Genomic DNA, 16,946 nt, shown 5'->3' with positions numbered 1-16,946 from the left:
TTTCCTTTGTAATTTTGAAATATTTTATATTTTTATATATGATGAATTATATATAGACCATTTTAAATACTACATCTTGGTTGAACATTATTTTCCCAGAATATAATGTCACCTTTAGTTGCCCCAATCTTAAAGGGCTGCTTATCATAATTTGGAGTGGAGGGATAATGATTAAATATTATTGGTCCACAACTACCTAAGCTAGTTCCACCATTTTTCCATTCCAGCTGTGCACCACCAGACGAATATCCATCAAGCCGATATGTCCCACTTATATTTGATCCCCAAGTAAATTGCACATTTGCATCAAAATAGAAGAATTCCCTATCCTTAACACCTTCTGCTGTTAGTGAGCAGATAGTGTGTGCCGGAATAAAATTACTTGCATTTGGGCAACTTATTGTAGCTGATGTACCTTCATGTACAGTAATCTTGTAAGTAATTGGAACATCCAGAGCATTGTAGATATGCCGTATAGGTCCTGAGATTGCCTGAGCATGGGAGATAAATAAGTAACTACTCAATATAAGTAGTGTCTTAGAGTAAAAATTTTTCATTCATTATTTCCTTTATTTAATTGAAAAATTATTGCTTAATTCTTTTGTCTAAGCGGGTGTTCTCTAATTTAACCATATAGAATTTCGATGTTCTACAGCACATTCAACTAGATAACAACCTTCACACAAAGGTTGTGATTATAATCGGAGTATTCCCTTTTTTAAAGCTGGGTTTTTGTTCAGTGTAAATGATTTAATTTATAGACAAATGAATTACCATGATCTGATAATATCAAGCTGATTTAATTAATAAAACACCTCAAAAAATACGCCTAACAAATACCTAAATATCGTGTTCATCATTAAATTTCTTAGGTGAATTATTTTCCCTATAATTATATCCACCACCAAAAGTTTGATATAGTGTTATTAAAGCTTGCAATTGCTGTAATTTGGTTTTTATCAGTTGTATTTTGGAATTATCAAGAGTAATTTTCGTAGGCAAGGTATCAAGCTTACTCATATAGCCTGCCTTATAATTTCTATAATTATTCAAGTAATCCATTTCTGACGATATTAATAATTTACTTGTCAAATTAAAATTAACTTGTGATTTAGAATATGTTGAAATACTATTATCAGCATCAATAAATGATTGCCGCACCGTCTGAACATAATTATAATAAGCTATATAATACTGCCCTTTTTTTTGAGCAATTAAACCAGATATTCCCAGATTAAATATAGGCATTAAAGCTTCAGCCTGTAGAACCCAGAAATCACCTGTTGGGTTTAGTAGTTGCCCCGTATTGCTATTAAGAGTACCAACAGGCGTAGTTAAATATATATGAGGGAAAAAATTTGCCTGGGCTACTCCAATATCAGCATTAGCAGCCTTGAGATTCTCTTCTGCTTGCAAAATATCTGGTCGTTGAAGCAATACGGTAGAAGGTAAATTGGGAAATATCAAATTATTTAATGATATATTATCAAAATCCTTGCCTAAATCCAGTTTGTTTGGATTCTTGTTTAATAAAAGTTGTAAAGCATTTTCTGCTAGTACAATATTGTTATTAATATCGGCTATTTGTAGTTCTGCGCGTTCAAGTTGTTGTGTAGATGACTCCAATTGTGAACCCGATATAATCCCATTCGTATGTTGTAATTTATTTAACCTAATTAATTCTTTAATATCACTAATAATTTGCTCCTGAATATCTAATTCTTTCTTAAGCGCAATAATAGTAAAGTAGCTCCCTACTACTTGACTTATTACAGATAATTGAGCCGCATCCTTAGCATATTTAGCTGCAGATAAGTTTGCTTTAGCAATATCAGTTTCTCTAAACTGTTTGAATATATTTATCGAATAAGCAGGTACAAGTCCCGCATCATAATAATAAAAATTTGCGCTACTCGGGACAGAGGAACTAACTATAGGATTATTTGATCTAGTATCAGAATTAAAAGTCTGCCCGACCCCACCTGCCCCACCCAAATAGATTGCTGGAACCCAGTTTAACTTTATTTTTTTTAATACTCCCTGAGCAGCTAAAATATTACCAATCGCAATCTGAATTGAACTATTATTATCTAAAGCTTGATTAATCAAATTATCTAAAGCTGCATCATTAAATTTATGCCACCACATTACTTTAGAAAAATTACTTTCATTTAATGTTTGTGCTGCGCTTTCATTACTTCTCCAAGATTGAGGAGCCTCAATATGAGGTTTATTATAATTAGGCGTAAAGAAGCTACAACCAACAATTACAAACATTGTTGTAGTAGAAATTATTAAAATTTTTAAAGAGTTCATCTTATTTCTCGGGTAAAACTGTGACTTTACTACTTGCTCCTACTCTTAAAGGAAAGTTTAAATCATTATTTAATTTTATTTTTACTGTAAATCGCTGAGGTACTTTTATCCAATTTCCCGTTGCATTTTGCGTTGGTAATATAGCAAAGGTACTACCACTGGCATAACTAATACTAACTACCTGTCCACTATATATATGTTTATACATATCAAGCTCAATTTCAGCTTTTTGACCAATTCTTATTGAATTTAATTGATCTTCTTTGAAGTTAGCATCTACCCACCAGTTATTATCATTAACGATGCTAAATAATGGCTTACCTGTGGTTACATATTCGCCACTATTTAAAGTACCTAAATCTACAATATAGCCATTTACTGGCGCAGTATATTTAGACTGATTTAAAGTAGAGTTGTTAATTTTCACTTGAGAATAAAGTGCTTTTTGCTTTTGAATAGCAGAGTTTTTTTCATCAATATATTGTTGCAGCAGTCGATTATCGATATCTAATTGAGTTCTAGCTCCCTCATTTTCCACAATCGAGTTTTGATAACTTTGTTCGGAGATAGTTTCATTATCAAAAAGAAGTTTATATCGTTTTACTTTATCCAAAGTAAATTTATAAGTAGCCCTATCTTTGATAATTTGGGCCTTTTGAGCAAATATTTGACTATCTATTTTTTTCACTTGAGAGATTTGCCCTAAATAATTATTATTTGCTTCCTCTAAATAGTAATTAAGCTTATCTGGTCTGATAGTAAATAATAAATCACCCTCACTTACCTTAACCCCATCAGAAACTACTAAGCTTTCTATATAGCCATTTACTTCAGAAGTCACATTAACTATTCCCGCATTTACATATGCATTATTTGTTGACGGATATAATCTTTTATAATGGAAAAACACAGCTAAACTATAAGTGACGATCAAACATAAGGCTCCACCTAATACAAAATACTTAATTCTATTTCGGAAAATCATAATACTTTACTTTCGTGCCTCAATAAAAAAGAAGGAAATACAGATTAAAATTACTGTTCCAAATAAGGTTAAAACGAAAAAATTTATATTTGCGAGCAAATAAGATTGCCTTTTAATTTGCTGTATGATCAATAAAATATTCATATCCTCATTTGGGCTGATATTTTGAAAAGTTTTTACAGAAAGATTTGCATTAATTGCCATATTATGCCAATAGAGCTGTTGCTGATGTGTTAGTATGCTGGCGGTAAGCGATGTACCAATTGAGTTCCCTAAATTTCGAAAGAAATTATGTATTCCAGCCGCATCATTATTATCTACTTTAGATAACCCAAAATACGCTATTTCAAAAATATTAATGAATACTCCCGCAACTCCTATCCCTTGTATTATTAAAATAAGCAAAAAATAATTCAAATTATAATTTGGTGAAATTCTAGTTAGTAAATATGTTGATATGCTAAGAAAGGCTACCCCCAGTAACATTATTACTTTAAGTCCAAATATTTTATTTAATCGAAAAAAAACTAAAGCACCCAAAAGTGCTGAGATACCCCTAATCGCAATTATTTTTCCGGTTTCTGAAGCTGAGCAATCATATCCTAATTGTAGTAAGGCGGGGAAATACACGAATGATCCAATCATTACTATCATATAAATAAATATAGCTACACAAGATAATGTATAGTTATAATAACGAAAAATCCTGAAATTAATTATTGATTTACCAAGTAATGCACGCCAACTAAAAAATATTAATGCCAAAACTGATCCGACAAAAACTGAAATTAATAGATTAGATTCAAACCACCCATACCTATTTCCTTTATCCAGCAAAAACTCAAATAACCCTACGGCAATAGCTAGGAATACAAAACTTGGAAAATCTATCCTAGTTTGTATTACACTATCTTTAGTAGCAAAAATAATTATTAATATTCCTGAAATGATACAAATCGGAATATTAATAAAGAAAATCCATCGCCATGTAAGAGACTCTACCAAAAAGCCCCCAAGCGAGGGACCAATGATAGGACCAAGTATCAGAAATAAGGCATGAATATTAAGCATTCTCACACGCAACTTTCCACTAAAGTTACTGGCTGAATAAGCTTGCGCCAGAGTAGGCAAGAAGGCACCACCAAGCCCTTGAATAAAACGGGCTATGACTAGTCCAGTCATATTAGTCGAAAGACCACACCCTAGAGAAGCAAAACCAAATATGAAAGTAGAAATTAACGCTGTTTTTTTAATTCCAAATTTATTTATCACGCTTCCACTCAGCGGAATAACCATAGCTATAGCTACCATATAGTTTGTCATGGTTAATGATACATCTTGTAAATCAGCATTTAAACTTCCCATTATGTGAGGGATAGCTATGCCAATGATTGTTAAATCTATTAATTCAGATAAAGATAATAAATTTAGTGCACAGGCAACTAGTAGTTTTTTATTTATCTTCTTCATATGATCATCCCCCTTACATTTAATAGCAGTGCTTTGCAATTGATAAGTAATATCAATAATAAAACTAAGAAGAAAAATATTATATGAATAATGACTTCAGCAATTGCATTCTGAGATAGTTTGGAAACTTTACAGGTGGAGATTATATGTCAGCAATGATAAAATTAAGCAGTGTGTATTTGTTCAGGCATGTCTTAATCTTAGAACTAACTAATAATATAAATTACACTCAGTTAATCGTGTGATATATGAATAAGGGACAAAACTATTATGTAATTAGATATCCATTAGATTAGTAATTTCAATCGAACAGTTGCTTAGTAATCTTGGTGGTGGTGAATCGCTAAAACCATATGCAACCATTTTATCATAGAGGCTTTTACGGTCATTAACATTGAATTTTACATACAGTTGCTCTGCAAAGACCTTATCAATATAGCTTTTGGAAATATTTTTTCCCTCAATTTGATTAATAATATTTGCAATGTCAGCACTAGCAAAATTAGCTAAAAACAAAAATGTGACTTGTTGTTCCCGTGGGGATAAACGAGGTGGAGGAGTTAATTTAACTTTATGTCTGGGTACTCCCAAACGAATATGAAAGGCATGAATAATTTTCTGAGTTAAATTCATTGCTTTCAAATGGAATGCACGAATTGCGAGACCAACACTTGCACCGGTATCCTTATTAATTAATGGTGCTTTATTGAAAATAACAGGTTTAAGCCCGCTTGAAAAAGCATAAATTTTTAAAAAAGTAACCTGATCAGGGCTTGATAAAACCCGAAGATCTTCATCATGTGAAGCTTTACAAAAAGCTTCTAATTGAGGAAACTTTAAATCCAAATCTGATTTGTCAATAATGCTGTCTGGATTTGAACCAAATACATCTTTAGCAAATCTCTCAGAAACATATACGTAATTTAAATTCATATCTTTAATTGCAACAAGATTATTGTCATTAAAAGTATTAACAAGAACATCTACGTATTTGATTAGATTATTTAAAAACTCTTGATCACTACTCAGTTTCATAATGGCACTTTTTATAAAATAGGATTCCGTACCAATAAATTTGGCAAAGAAAACCTAGACAGTATTTATTGTATCATACCTATATAAAGTATAAATAAAATACTGCCATGTATGTGCCAAGTCCAGCAATGGAACAATATGCATAATAGTTTATTGGAATTTGATAGTTGTTAAATCGTCCAAATTCCAATTATCTTAACAATGCTTATTTACATGCTTCAATACCTTCATAGCCGACAGGACAAACTACTATACTGCCAGGAGCGTCTGCAATGCTGCCTTTTTCATAAGGTGCAACATTCAGTAAAACCCTCATTTTATGTGCCACCCCATCTGGAGAATGAATCCAGTAATCAAATTTCCCTCCTCCTGTTGAAATATCATATATTGAGAAATTTTTTACATCAAGATCTATTAGTTTATGTGTTTCTTCATTATAAACGTGATACCCCCCAAGAAGTGTATTATCTATATTATCTTTCTTATAGTCAACACTTACCACCCCAGGTATTAAATTGCCTTTTATATCTAGCTTTGCTGGATCAATCTGAAATTCCTTTGAATCATGATTTAACTCAATACTGCTACCATCAGGAATAATCTCAATTTCTTCACTTTCAAATATGGCGGAAGAATTACTATATGTGAGCTTAATACCTCCCTTACTTACAAAACCATCAATTGAAATTTTATAAGGTGCATAGTTGTAAACAATAGCAGCTTTACTAGCTTCTATAGGCCATATAAGTTCACCTCCTATAAGCGGTTCATTGCTATGAAACCAAATATCACCACCAGCATAACCTACGTGAGTAGCACCACTAAAGAGTTTTAAACCATCGCAGTTGTAATCGGAAGAACTACCAATCGGTTGGGTACCCTTCGGGTATCCATTTAATGCCATGCCTCCGGCATCAATAACAGGTTTTGTCTTTGTGTACAGATCATATTGACAATTAAACCCATATGCAGTAGGGTCACTACCAGCAAAGGTACCTTTCAAATTGTATTTATGCCATACTGTATCTTGCCGCCCAATAAAGGCAATATAAGTTGAGTGTCTTGTATCTGTTGTAGTGGATTTTGTCTTACAAGTTTGCCCTGGAGCTATTGTTAGCATAGAGGGGTTTTTATAAGTAATACCGTTACAGGTAACGTAGTAATTCCCCTGATAACTATTCTCCACCCATAAACCAAAAGAAGTATCACTAGTATTGTAAATATTCCGATACCAGCTATATCCTCCAGCTGTAGCTAGCATAGGAGCTAGCGCTAACATTATCCCAGCCACTTTCAATTTTGTAATATGTTTTCTATTCATACGTATAAATTCCTTTTAAACAAATTATGATTTTGTAGATTCAAACACTATTCCTAAACAAAAAATAGACCTTTAATAGTTGGTACATCAAATCAGCTATTCTGACAATTAAATTTTGCCATTATTATCAACTATTCTCTCTCTAACTGAAAAATAGTATTACTCACTAGCATTCCTATTGTTGACCCAATCAATGGGAATAACAAATAGAAGATACTCCATATGTGTCCAGCTATAGCAACTGCAGGATTTAGTACTCCCATAGAATAATGATGTGCAATTATTATTCCAATAAATAAAGACATTCCAACACTAATGCCACTTAATTCTCGACTAATACCTGAATTTAAAACTGAAGCAACCCCAAATCCAAAAAAAGCCATGCCAACGATTTCACCAATAGAAGAAGACAAGGTATAATCTAGGTTAATATTTTGCAATCCATCGCTTCCATAAGCACTTACAAACAAAAATGCTGTAACTCCTGCTGCTACTTGTACCAAAATGTAGCAACTGGCAGTTTTAAATGGTGTTTTCCTAGTTACCATCAAACCAAACGTTATAGCTGGATTAATCTGACACCCAGAAATACCACCCAAAAGATAAACTAGAAGTGTAAGTGTTAGCCCAGCAATGACAGGAGTTGCGATAGGAAATGCGGGTCCACTCATTGAATTTAATATAACACTAGCCAAAATAAAAGTGCCTGTAAATTCAGCAATTAATTGACGAATAATTAATTTACTCATTAGATCCTCCAAAATTTAAAATTAATAATAATTAAGTGTAATCCAAAATGGCTGAGTAATTCCAGTCACCGTATAAGTACAATTACTGAAAGTGCCATCAATTTCAACCTCACACATGGATACTCTATTAGCACTACGATCAGTTACATATGCTATTCCGTCTCCCATTGTAAAGGCTAGACTTGTAGCAGACATAAAACCACTACCAATAGTATTGCAACTATTAAAAGTACTATCTCCAGAAACCTGGCACATATTCAAATTACTACCAGCATACTGTCCAATATATGCTCGATCACCTGCGGAATTAAAAACTACACTACTTGGCTCTGTAGCACTGACTGCTGCAATACAGACTCCAAATGAACCATCTCCCTGCACTGGACATGCCTGAACTTTCCCATCCCCAAAGCCACTACCCCATGTTGAAACGTAGGCAGTTGTTGCCGTATTATCAAGAGTAATAGCTAATGGGAAAATAAAGTTAGCAGCCGATACCGAATTACACATACCTAATAAATTATTAACTATCGGGCAGGCGTAAATAACTGAACTAGGTGAAACACTGCCTAAATATACCATCGTTGCAGTGGAATTCACTGTCATAATGCTGGTTCCAGCAGGTACACTTCCAATACTGTTACAATTACCTAAGCTCTTGTCTGCATTAATATCACAACGATCCAGTTCTGGATTCCCTCCTGCTGCCAGAATATATACAGCAGATTTATCTGCATTAAAGAAAGCTTGACTACTTGGACTATTAATAGCGGCTGTAGCATGGCAATTATTGAGGCTATTATCAGGATAAATATCACAAAGGGTAATTTCATTATTATCACGACTAACAATATACGCAGCACCTAAAATATTTATAGTTGTAAAGCGAAAATTAGTAGGAGGTAGATTATTACCAAAATTATCCGTAATTTGATTATTTAGCACTACATAATAATTAATATTCGGAGACAATGGGGTGGTTGGTGTAAAACTATAGGTATTATTCCCCTCATCTGTAATCTGACTGATGGCTACGATATCTTCATCAGGACTACCACGCCGTAATGTAATTGTTGAAGAATTAATGTTTTGTACCGCTTCGCTAAATTTAATTTTAATTGTAGGGGCTAATTCAACATCAGTTGCATTATCTAAAGGTTCAAGTATAGTAACATCAGGAGCAGTATAATCGCCTGTTGTAAATACAAAACTAGTCGGATTTAGTGAGTTTCCTTTAGAATTGGTTATTCCATTACTTAAGACTATGTAATAGGTCGTATTGTCAAGTAATGTAGCTTGGGGATTAAAAAGATAGGTGTTATCAGCACCAGCAACAATTGATCCAATTTGCACTAGCGGACCATCAATGCTACCAGAATGAAGAGTTACCGTACTAGAATCTACATTAACTATAGCCTCACTAAACTTTATTTCAATGTTAGGAGTGGTAGTAACTTCAGTGGCATTGTTACTTGGACTAAGCAAACTCACTTCAGGTTTTGTGCCGCTATCTGCTTGCAGAGTAGTGAAATAAAAACTGGTTTCTTTTAAATGATTTCCAGCCAAATCGGTAATTTGATCAGTTAAAACTATATAGTAAGTAGAATCAGGAGCTAAAGAATCTGTCATGCTAAAGATATAAGTGTTATTTTCCCCTGCAATTATTGTGCTAATGGGTATGACAGTACCATCTAAACTATCTTTATGTATAAGAATAGTTTGATGATTCACATTCTCTACCGACTCACTAAACCTTAATTGTATATTTGGATTTAATCCAACTACATTGCTACCATTTGTTGGCGCGATAAGTCCGACAGTCGGTTTAGTAAAATCACCAGTGGTAAAACTAAACTGTCCACTAACCGAAAAACCATTTACTGTTTTATTATCATCGGTAACGGTTATATAATAAGTGGTATTGGGTAGTAACGCAGATTCAGTGCTGAAAGAAAACTCTGTATAGCCTGTATTTGCAATAATGTCACTTATCGCTATGTCTCCCTGATGATCCATGCTTTCAAATGAAGCAGAAGTTGATAACCACACAGTATTAGAAGATACTGTTTGTGGATTCATTGGCTGCGAATACTTCAATACGACTAAAGGCGTTAGTGAGACATCTGTTTCTCCATTACTTACACCGCCACTAGAACTATCTAAACTAACTGTAGCTTGATTTACCATACATGACTCACATGTGGCAGTAGATGTCGTTGTTCCGCTACAACTAACAACAAAAAATGATAATAATCCAACTAAAAAAGGAATTAATAATTTTCTTTTCATTCAACAAACAGAGCCTCATTAAATATATAAAGATTTATTGTACTTAGTCTTAAATAAAACCATAATAATCAGCTTGGTATCATTAGCTAAGCCTAAAGTTTCACATTTTAACTTCTGTATGCTACCTCTAAATCTCGCCTTTTGTTTACCCTACATAAAAACACACCTCAATCAGCTTGAGAAATTTTTAAAAGAAAAAGCCACAAGATAATCGCGTGGCTCTTTATTTCTAAATAACCTATTATTAGTGCCCTCCACTACAGTTTCCTGCAGATGATTGAATATTCTGCCCGGCAAAATCGCGAAGAAATAATTGAAAACTTCCGGCTGTATTAGGAGCCCAGATCTGGCATGCTCCAGAAGCGTGAATACAATAATGATGAGTCTGACTGCCTGCTGCGCCAGAATTCCAGTCATTAACTTGATACGTACATACTTTACTTAATGTGTGTGGTGACCTAAATAGATAAACATCATACCAACCATTTGCAAGATCCCGGTATTGTTACGTCCAGTTGGAGTAAATTTATTATAGCTATTCGGATCCTGAGATGGACCTGAAGGATTAACTACTATCGCTTCCGGAGGAAATGGGTTCACTATACTCATTGAATTTGGCATATCTTTATAAGTTACATCTGATCCCCATGCATAAACATTTATACAAGCAAAAACGGTAACAAAAGCTAATAATAACCTTTTCATATTAATTCCTAAAATAAAATTTATTTAAACTAAATACTTCAATTCGACTGTCTAAACTACTAATCAAATATACGGAATGAAATTTATTCCCACGGATATAATGTGGCAAATTCATTACTACTATAAATTAAGTTTCCAGACGCTTCTAGTGCCGGATCATAAGTATCAGTTATTTTTTGCTGGATTAAAGTTAATGGTGTATTATTGGCAAGTACTGCTGGGTCAAAATAGGTATTTACAGTATACATGCAACCACTACTAGCTACACCAAAAGGACTACAATTTTGAGTACCTACACCAGCAGCAGTTACACTATCTGAAATAGCAGATAACCAACGCCATTGCGTAGGAATCAATGTTTCATTGTACCCATATAACTCTCCAAGAGCACCCGAACTAGCCTGACTGTATAATGCAGCACTATTTCTATCATCAGTCATGGAGCTTAAATCATCCCAAAATATCTGATTTGGATTAGGTGATCTAAGTTGATAAGCGGCAGCATAAACTGGGTTTGTACCTGTTCCCAAGGTACGTGGAATCGTGACTAGCGTATAAGGTGAGAGGTTATTATTTGCATCAATATTTGCTGGCAAATAAACAATAAAAGAACCAATTTCACTAGGAACATATTTTGAGGTGGTTTTTACTATATCTTTATATACAAATGCTCGTAATGTTAGGTTAAGAGCTGATTTAAGATTGGTAATTGGCGTTGTCAAATTATAATATGCATCAAAAATATGAGTAACTGTTTCATGCTCATCCAGCTGTGAACACTGAGTATCAATGTCTGCGTCATTAGTTGCGTTTATACACTTATTTACTTTATCTGATAAAGCATTTAAAGGAGCAACCACCGCACCACTATAATTCTGTGATAATAAGCCTGGATTAGCGGCATATGGAGTCAAACCAGCAATAAAATCTTGTGGTAAATGACTTAATCCACTACCAATGATATGAAAATAATCATTTGCAGTAGCTAAATCGCGTAGAACATTTACATTTCTGATAATGGCATTTTGATAAGTACCAAACTTTGAATAATTTAGGATATTTGCGGCATTGGGTGCAATAATCTTTAATTCATTATCAGTAGAAATAAAAGTTGCTTTATTGGCAAAACGTCCATAATCTAAATTAAACCATGCCTGCCAATTATTCTCATTTACTGCACCTACTGCTGCATTATATGATTGCTGGGCAGCTTGGGCAAGCATTGAAACTCCAGTTGAACAACTAGCTAATGCAGTATTACCGACACTCTCAATACATGAAGATAAATAAGGTGCAGCATTGGTTAATACATCAGCCTCAATCAGATTTCCATTTACAATAGTATTATTGGTTATACTTCCAGCCATCCAAGTTTGCCCCATCGAGAAATACAATGAAGTACTTAAATCAACAGCAGTTTGTTCAAAAGCAGAACCACTTGATTGATGTGTACTTAGCATGGCACTAGTTGCTACATTATATCCTTCTGATTCAAAACTATATGTTTGCATATATTTAATACCAAGCGTCAAGGGCAAGGATTGTACTACCTTATCTCCACACTGGGTATAGAACTGATTTGGCTGATTTTGTAGCAGGTTTTGCCCAATAGAATTAAGCCCAGTTACCTGTACATTTCCCATTACATACAAAGAGGAGTCAACACCAAGAGTCAAACCTTGATTCTCTTTACCAAATAAACTCGACATACTATATGAAGCAGAAGCACTATCACCTAGGCTATCAATAACACTTACCGCTTCTTTTGTCGAATAGGTTAGTCCAGATTGAGTAAGCAACTGACTTGCTGATAACGAAGCCGAGCCACTAGCCTGCGAACTGCTAGTGGAGAGGTAAAAAGTATAATTCCAACAAGATTGTGGTGCTAGTGAGTTTGTCGAAGAAACCCAGCCTACTGTATTTTGGATAGAGGATTCACTAGACAGCATTTTAGTTGAAAGATTTGAGTGTAAGCCAGTCATACTACTAGCCCCACCTTTCAGTCCAGTTTTATGAAGATCATCTGCAGCACTTAAATAGATAACATTAGCATTTATAGGTGCTACTTTAAGGGCAGATGTTTGCGTACCTGAAGTAGGTGGACTACTTTCAGCCACTGGAGTAACAGCTTTAGTGTCTAAACTAGTAGCTGTTGAATTTGTTCCGCCTCCGGAATTACAAGCAGTTAAAAAAGTAGATAGCCCCATTAAGACTAGTAAAAGATGTTTCCTTTTCATTATTAGAACCTTCCTAAATTATACAAAAATATTAACAAGATTAAATTTATTGCTAGCGAGAAGAATTATGACAATTTATAAATTTTCAAACAAGTCCTAATTTTTGGACTATACCCTGGCAGCAATCTATACCTAACTGAATCTGAAAGCTCTAGATCCAATATTTTTAGAATAAAATGATTCTGGAATCTGGAATCTCAGATTTGTAGCCATTAAATACTCTGATAAGGCATAGCTACTATTTAACCTTAACCCAAGCTTCTGGCAAATATAGTTCCTCTTTTTTATAATCGTATCAGCAGTACGTGGTTTATCTACTGGTCTAAATGTATTCATAAATACCGCAATCTGATTAGGCGTCCATTGATGAATAATTAGAAAGCAAATTTCGCGTTCGTATTCATTTAGTAGCTCCAATTTATTATCAATCAACGAAGTAGCCAAACTATTATTTGTCTGACAAATTCCCCAGATTCCAGAATTAAAAGAATATTGCGGCAGAATGTTTAAGGCATCAAGCAGATCAATTTCCTGTAGGGTAAGAACAATACCTAAAATAGAGTTTGTCTCTTTATGATGCAATAAACTTTTTTTGCACCGCCTACTTTTTAGTCCATCACCATAATGGGTAGTGTTTATTGTTTCAATCGTTTTATTGACATCCATCGACTTAAGCAAAATTTGATCCTGAGCTACAAATTCATTTGGAAGTCGACTATTAATATAGCTCGGGAATTCAGCATCCAGTTTGCCAATTACCTCACTCACAGAATTAACCCCAACTATGTGAGCATAGGTATCTGTCGAAATAATATGCCTAGACTGAATATCCTTGGCACTAAAAATCAGGTGTAGCTGGGAAGAAAGTAGTTGCATTGATTGCGATACGGATTCAATAAAGTCAAGGTGGGCAGAAGAGTACTCCTCTGGTAAAACAAGGTTATAATTATTCATATCTCACTTTTAACAAAAATAGAAAACCAATGACACCTGATATCAGGCGTGAGTCGAATTATAATTATTAGGCTTTTTTTTAGAAAGTAGATTTTTATTCAGGGTATGAATATTGGTTTAACTCTACCAAATAAGTAGATCCAAGCATCATCAAGGGTGCACAAAAACACACTTAACATGGCATAAAAGCTATCAATATAATTACGTGAGCAAAAATATACCTTTACTTTTTTTGCTGTAATTGTTACAATTTTTATAATCAAGCAAGGTGATGTTAGGTAATCAATAATGAAAAAATATTTTATAAAAGATATGAGTATCTCGTTACTGGGCACCGTTATTTTAGCTGCATGCAACACTAATATCGGTAGTAGCTCCAATGATGGAAATATTAATTCGTTAGCGGTAATTGCTCCCAAAACAATCTATAGTAAGCCAGGTGAGATAGGCTCAGCTTATGTAGTAATTAATAACTCAACTACAGTAAACCACAACCAGCTGGAGTACTCTTTAGGTAATTTAATTGGTGGTGGGAATGGCGCTAGTATAGAAAGCACCAGTGCAAAAAATTGTGCTTCGGTCGCCGCTCATAGCCAATGTAATATAAAGCTAACCATTTCAGATGAAGCAATGGCAGGAAGCCTAAGGTTTAATATCATTAATAATGACAGCCTGATAAATAAAATAAGTGAATCTAATATTCTTTCTCCAACCATAGGAGTGGAGCAAGCAGCGTATAATAGCCTGAATGGAGCAGATGGAATAACCTTAAGCTACTATCAGACAGTAATTACGGGTACGCCATATATATTGGTTAGTGGATTAGTAGCATCAGCCAATGCGGGTAACTTTAACAAAATAGTTCTCGTAAATGAGAATGGTGTAGAACTACCCAATCAAATATTAATCGGTGACATTAGCAATAAACAAGGTTCTACTTTTAATATATTACTTCCAGTGCCATTGGTCAGTAATATCACTCAGGCAATCAGAGTACAAACTCAGCAATTTATTAATGGTAATACAACTATAGAGTCAACAGCCACAACAAGTACAACACTAGCTACAAAAGAAAATCTCGGTATAGCTGAATTATTACCAACAGCGATTTATTTAACAGAAAGTAACCCAGATCAGATCATAACCATAGTTAACATCGGTGATACTTCGCTACAACTTGAGCAAATAGCATCAAGTAATGATAATTTTGAAATCCTATTTACTCCGTCTGCTTTAGCCGCTAAAAAGACGACTATCGCAACATTCAAACTTAAAAATAAAACCGTCCCACCAACTACTGGGAAGATAACTGTAACATATGACAATGGACAAAACCAGACAAGCACTTCCGGTGTAGTGGATCAAAATATTAACCCAACCGGACCATCCCCAACGCCAGCTCCATCTCCGACACCTGTACCAACGCCAAGTTATGGAGTTACAATTAGTAATATAAATGGAAATACTCCAGCAAATGTAATGGGGACAGTTCCAATTACATTTACTGCCCAAATAAGCGGTACTGCAATAGGAGCTATCTCAACGGTAACCGCTACACTGGCAAACTCAGTAACTGGAACAGTAATATCGGATCCAAGTCCATGTACACTAACCGTTGGTGGGCTCACGACTAGCTGTAATTTCACAGTAATTCCATGGTACACTGGATTTGAGAATAGCACAGTTGGCTTGATTGACCATGATCCATTCATACCTTCAGATACTAGTATCAGTCTGGTAGCAAGCAATATTGATACGATATACGGAGTAAATAATAATCAGATAGATTATAGTATAACTACACCGTATGTGTACCTTCAGGCAGTAATGCCAGGTGATACAATAACAGCTGGGACTGGAATTACCTACGGTAGTGGTGGTTCAGTTAATCCACGCTTTGTTGACGGTAGCCAAAATGGTGGTGGCACCTGCACCGACTCCAAAAAAGATAATCTGACTGGTGTTGAATGGCTAACTAATGCCAATGAAGTTTGCCCCAATAGAGCCTGCACATGGAGTGATACCGCAGCAGTTGGTAGTGCGCAAGCAGCAGCAATAAATTTTAACGCAGGAGGTGGGAAGTGTGGTTATACGGACTGGAGATTACCCACTGAAAAAGAATTATTAAGCCTATTTAATTACTCAGCAGCAGACAATGACACCGCTGCATGGCTTGCAACCCAAGGATTTACTGGCAATGATAGTGGCGCTCCAAACGGTACTGGTTATTGGTCAGCCACTGCTGTTAATTCAGTTAATAATAACTTAGCTTGGCTTGTTTTTCTACACAGCAGCACATATACTCCAGGAGTGCCTAGAACTGGCACGAATAATGCTTGGCTAGTGCGTGGTAATGTCACCAAGGTAGCTAAAGATATGCCTGGAGACAGCTTAATGGCTGGCATCGGTAAAGAATGGCCGACTACAAGATTCATGGTAGATGTCAGTGGTAATTGTATGATTGATAATCTTAGCGGATTGATGTGGCCAAAAAATTTTAATATATTAGGTACTGGCACGTGGGATAGCAGTGCGCTTGCTGGTTCTGCCCAGTATAAAATAATCCAAATGAATACTAATAGCAATGCTACCGGGTATCAGCTATGTGGTTATACTGATTGGCGCTTGCCAAATATTAATGAAGTATTTAGCTTGCTAAATTATGGTGCAGCCGGATCCAATACTTCTTTATGGCTTGCAACACAGGGATTTACTGGAAGCGGAAACAGCGGTACTACTCCAGCAAGCAATGGTTCTTGGACATCTACGACAGGTAGTTCAGGTGCTTATGCGGTAGGGTTAGGTACTGGGTCGCCCAGACAGTTTAGCATACCTAGTAGTAGTAATTGGAATGTTTTAGCTGTACGTGGCGGGCAGTAGCTAAA

At 35.0% G+C, this 16,946-nt stretch carries 12 protein-coding genes; 1 reads left to right on the top strand and 11 read right to left on the bottom strand.

Annotated elements, in window-relative coordinates:
- Positions 1–62 precede the first annotated feature (62 nt).
- The 11 genes from CUN60_RS06100 to CUN60_RS06050 form a co-directional block, all read right to left on the bottom strand.
- Complete coding sequence (locus tag CUN60_RS06100) at positions 63–557, bottom strand: hypothetical protein (RefSeq protein WP_102951181.1); 495 nt, start codon at positions 555–557, stop codon at positions 63–65.
- Between the two features lie 283 nt (positions 558–840).
- Positions 841–2,316, bottom strand: coding sequence for an efflux transporter outer membrane subunit (locus CUN60_RS06095; RefSeq protein WP_102951180.1), 1,476 nt, complete (start codon positions 2,314–2,316; stop codon positions 841–843).
- Position 2,317: 1 nt separating this feature from the next.
- Positions 2,318–3,301, bottom strand: coding sequence for an HlyD family secretion protein (locus CUN60_RS06090; RefSeq protein WP_102951179.1), 984 nt, complete (start codon positions 3,299–3,301; stop codon positions 2,318–2,320).
- Positions 3,302–3,307: 6 nt separating this feature from the next.
- Positions 3,308–4,771, bottom strand: coding sequence for a DHA2 family efflux MFS transporter permease subunit (locus tag CUN60_RS06085; protein ID WP_102951178.1), 1,464 nt, complete (start codon positions 4,769–4,771; stop codon positions 3,308–3,310).
- A 276-nt stretch (positions 4,772–5,047) separates the two neighbouring features.
- Positions 5,048–5,806, bottom strand: a complete 759-nt coding sequence (locus CUN60_RS06080) for a PAS domain-containing protein (protein WP_102951177.1) — start codon at positions 5,804–5,806, stop codon at positions 5,048–5,050.
- Positions 5,807–6,011: 205 nt separating this feature from the next.
- Positions 6,012–7,127, bottom strand: a complete 1,116-nt coding sequence (locus tag CUN60_RS06075) for a hypothetical protein (RefSeq protein ID WP_102951176.1) — start codon at positions 7,125–7,127, stop codon at positions 6,012–6,014.
- Positions 7,128–7,258: 131 nt separating this feature from the next.
- The gene (locus tag CUN60_RS06070; RefSeq protein WP_102951175.1) at positions 7,259–7,876 is read right to left on the bottom strand and encodes an aquaporin; all 618 of its coding nucleotides are present in this window, start codon (positions 7,874–7,876) and stop codon (positions 7,259–7,261) included.
- 21 nt (positions 7,877–7,897) lie between these two features.
- Entirely contained in the window at positions 7,898–10,165 is a 2,268-nt protein-coding gene (locus CUN60_RS06065; protein WP_102951174.1) for an Ig-like domain-containing domain, read from the bottom strand.
- A 441-nt stretch (positions 10,166–10,606) separates the two neighbouring features.
- Positions 10,607–10,870 carry a hypothetical protein gene (locus tag CUN60_RS06060; RefSeq protein ID WP_102951173.1) on the bottom strand — a complete coding sequence of 88 codons (264 nt, stop codon included), beginning with the start codon at positions 10,868–10,870 and terminating at the stop codon, positions 10,607–10,609.
- 83 nt (positions 10,871–10,953) lie between these two features.
- Positions 10,954–13,107, bottom strand: coding sequence for a hypothetical protein (locus tag CUN60_RS06055; protein WP_158649311.1), 2,154 nt, complete (start codon positions 13,105–13,107; stop codon positions 10,954–10,956).
- A 132-nt stretch (positions 13,108–13,239) separates the two neighbouring features.
- The gene (locus CUN60_RS06050) at positions 13,240–14,061 is read right to left on the bottom strand and encodes a hypothetical protein (protein ID WP_102951171.1); all 822 of its coding nucleotides are present in this window, start codon (positions 14,059–14,061) and stop codon (positions 13,240–13,242) included.
- Between the two features lie 288 nt (positions 14,062–14,349).
- Here CUN60_RS06050 and CUN60_RS06045 point away from each other — a divergent pair, with 288 nt between their 5' ends.
- Positions 14,350–16,941 carry an Lcl C-terminal domain-containing protein gene (locus CUN60_RS06045; protein ID WP_102951170.1) on the top strand — a complete coding sequence of 864 codons (2,592 nt, stop codon included), beginning with the start codon at positions 14,350–14,352 and terminating at the stop codon, positions 16,939–16,941.
- The last annotated feature ends 5 nt before the right edge of the window (positions 16,942–16,946 follow it).

The organism is Aquella oligotrophica (genome assembly GCF_002892535.1).
Lineage (GTDB): Bacteria > Pseudomonadota > Gammaproteobacteria > Burkholderiales > UBA11063 > Aquella > Aquella oligotrophica.
Note: the sequence above shows the minus strand (reverse complement) of the source record. Positions and strands in the feature narration are given on the sequence as shown.

Excerpts from the sequence above, each read along its gene's own strand:
- CUN60_RS06075 (WP_102951176.1), bottom strand. The coding sequence starts at position 7,127 with ATGAATAGAAAACATATTACAAAATTGAAAGTGGCTGGGATAATGTTA.
- CUN60_RS06055 (WP_158649311.1), bottom strand. The coding sequence starts at position 13,107 with ATGAAAAGGAAACATCTTTTACTAGTCTTAATGGGGCTATCTACTTTT.
- CUN60_RS06085 (WP_102951178.1), bottom strand. The coding sequence starts at position 4,771 with ATGAAGAAGATAAATAAAAAACTACTAGTTGCCTGTGCACTAAATTTA.
- CUN60_RS06080 (WP_102951177.1), bottom strand. The coding sequence starts at position 5,806 with ATGAAACTGAGTAGTGATCAAGAGTTTTTAAATAATCTAATCAAATAC.
- CUN60_RS06050 (WP_102951171.1), bottom strand. The coding sequence starts at position 14,061 with ATGAATAATTATAACCTTGTTTTACCAGAGGAGTACTCTTCTGCCCAC.
- CUN60_RS06060 (WP_102951173.1), bottom strand. The coding sequence starts at position 10,870 with ATGAAAAGGTTATTATTAGCTTTTGTTACCGTTTTTGCTTGTATAAAT.
- CUN60_RS06100 (WP_102951181.1), bottom strand. The coding sequence starts at position 557 with ATGAAAAATTTTTACTCTAAGACACTACTTATATTGAGTAGTTACTTA.
- CUN60_RS06065 (WP_102951174.1), bottom strand. The coding sequence starts at position 10,165 with ATGAAAAGAAAATTATTAATTCCTTTTTTAGTTGGATTATTATCATTT.
- CUN60_RS06070 (WP_102951175.1), bottom strand. The coding sequence starts at position 7,876 with ATGAGTAAATTAATTATTCGTCAATTAATTGCTGAATTTACAGGCACT.
- CUN60_RS06045 (WP_102951170.1), top strand. The coding sequence starts at position 14,350 with ATGAAAAAATATTTTATAAAAGATATGAGTATCTCGTTACTGGGCACC.
- CUN60_RS06090 (WP_102951179.1), bottom strand. The coding sequence starts at position 3,301 with ATGATTTTCCGAAATAGAATTAAGTATTTTGTATTAGGTGGAGCCTTA.
- CUN60_RS06095 (WP_102951180.1), bottom strand. The coding sequence starts at position 2,316 with ATGAACTCTTTAAAAATTTTAATAATTTCTACTACAACAATGTTTGTA.